A 2,073-nucleotide genomic window follows, 5' to 3' on the forward strand; every position below is an offset into this window, starting at 1 on the left:
CGTACCGGGTGGGCGGCGGGGAGGGGGCTGGTGGGTCGGTTCTGGTCGGCGGGCGGGTCTTGGCCTTGCGGCGTTCCCGGTGGGCGGCCTGCCGGCAGACGGGGTTGCAGTACTCCTGGGGACGGCCCTTGCGGGGGCCGTCGGCGACAGCCAGGGGTGTGTCGCAGAAGCGGCAGGTGGCGGGCGGGTTCGACATCTCTTCTCTTTTCCGGTCCCGTCACCGGTGTCACGAAACGGGTTCATCCCGGGTAATTCCGTAACGCAAGCGGAGCCCTCTACCCGTTTCGTGTCACCGCTGAGACCGCGTGGACGGCCCGGCCCCGCACGGGACCGGGCCGCACGGATTCAGGACCGGCGGAACCGCTGGACGCGGGCGGCGCCGAATACGGCCACGCCGAATGCGATGAGCAGCGGGAACGCCGTTTCGGGCGACAGTTCTACACGGATCTGCGGCTTGGAGATCATGATGACCGGAAGGGCAAGATGCACGGCAAACCGCAAGCCCGCGTTCTTGACCGGCTGGTTCAGCATGGAACGGATAACGCCGCCGCTGCTACTGTCACGGATACGGACCGGGACCTTCACAGGTTTGGTCCGGCGGCGCCGAGGGGATCGAGACATGGTGTCTCCTGGGCTCGTTCGATTTCTGGTAAGGCACGCAGCGCCCCGTGGTGAATGGTTTTGGCGAACCCCACGAGGCCTGCGTGCCCAATCGTGACCATAGCCTCACGCTCTGCCGAAAACGAATGCCCCAAACTGGCACAACCCTCACCTTTTGCGAGTCTGTGCAGGATTGTGCGAATTCCGCGCCACAGAACCATGAAACTAGACCCGTAACTAATTAAAGCGCCCTCCGCATACGCGCCGACCTGGTAAAGGATCCGCTAGGACGCCGAACACCGGCGACGTGCCGCCAGCCGGCCACCGGTCTTCCGGCGCCGCTGGACGCGCGGGTCCGACCGCATGAACCCGGCGGCCACGACACCATTCGCCCACGCAGGCAGGCGAGGCGCACCCGGGCGGTGGTTAGGGCACCCGTACGATTGCGCGGTGGGCAAGCAGAAGACGTACGAGTACCCGGACCACTTGATCGCGGCGCAGCGGGCGCTGGTGGCGGTGCGGGCCGACCGCCGCGCGTTCCTGGCCGGTCTCGGGCGGTGGAACGGTGACGTGGCAGCGGCCCGGGAGGGACTGCCCAAGGAGCAGCTGGCCGAGTCCGGCCGGCTGGAGGAGGCCGAGCGGCTGGCCGCGCACGCGGTGTGGGCGGACGCCTTCTGGGCGGGGCTGTCCGGCAAGGACCGTGTCGAGGCCCGCAGCCTCCTCCAGCACATCGACAACCAAGCCCCCTCGGCCGAGGCCGCGTAGCCGGACCGCCCGGCTGATCGGGACGGTTCAGGGGGTGTCGCCGGACCAGTCCCAGCGCGACGGGTCCACTGCGGGGTGCGTCGTGGGCACGGCCGCCGGCGCCGTAGCGGCCGATCTCGGTCGCGAGCGCGGCACCGCCGGCGAGGTCGCCGGCACGTCAGCCTGTGACGTCCAGGAGCAGCCGCAGACGAGCCCGCCGTACACCTGGCTGGGGGCCTGGGTGGGGGTCGTCGTGGTCGGTCTCTTGGACCGGTCCCGCATCAGCGCGTCGTCGTCTCAGCATCCCAGTCGGCACCGCCACCACCGCCGGCCCCCGAGGGGCGTGCAGGGTTTGGCCGGGCGGGCAGCTGTGCAGTCGCCTGGGTAGGGCGTCGCCGTGTGGCTCCGAGTGGCCCGGCAGGGCGGCGGCGCCCACCAGGCCCAGTCCGGCGTGCGGACCGGCCTCGGTCCGGTGACGCTGGCCGTGACCCGTCCGGACGAGCGCGCGGCACCCGCCGCAGCGGACCAGGCCCGGGTGAGCGTGAAGGAGGCCTCGCGATGGCCCGACCCATGTGGACCGGAGTGCTGACCTTCGGCCTGGTCACCGTACCCGTGGCCCTCTACACCGCGACGCAGTCCCACGACGTGCGCTTCCACCAGCTCCAGCGCGGCACCTCCGACCGGGTGCGCAACAAGCGGGTCAACGAACGCACCGGCCAGGAAGTCGGG

At 70.5% G+C, this 2,073-nt stretch carries 3 protein-coding genes and 1 pseudogene; 2 read left to right on the forward strand and 2 right to left on the reverse strand.

From position 1 onward, the window contains the following. A pseudogene (locus ACZ7KX_RS42330) lies at positions 1-196 on the reverse strand (hypothetical protein); the annotation flags it as partial. A 149-nt stretch (positions 197-345) separates the two neighbouring features. After that, the gene (locus ACZ7KX_RS42335; protein ID WP_470331285.1) at positions 346-531 is read right to left on the reverse strand and encodes a hypothetical protein; all 186 of its coding nucleotides are present in this window, start codon (positions 529-531) and stop codon (positions 346-348) included. A 519-nt stretch (positions 532-1,050) separates the two neighbouring features. On the opposite strand from ACZ7KX_RS42335, the gene ACZ7KX_RS42340 reads away from it, so the two are divergent. Further along, on the forward strand, positions 1,051-1,365 hold the full coding sequence (locus tag ACZ7KX_RS42340; RefSeq protein ID WP_470331286.1) for a hypothetical protein: 315 nt from the start codon (positions 1,051-1,053) through the stop codon (positions 1,363-1,365). Between the two features lie 537 nt (positions 1,366-1,902). Then, a partial coding sequence (locus ACZ7KX_RS42345; protein ID WP_470331287.1) for a Ku protein occupies positions 1,903-2,073 on the forward strand: 171 nt, incomplete at its 3' end.

This window comes from Kitasatospora sp. NPDC038210 (assembly GCF_055600605.1).

What these genes read in the sequence shown, in the direction of transcription:
- ACZ7KX_RS42335 (WP_470331285.1), bottom strand. Translation starts at nt 531, where the DNA reads ATGCTGAACCAGCCGGTCAAGAACGCGGGCTTGCGGTTTGCCGTGCAT.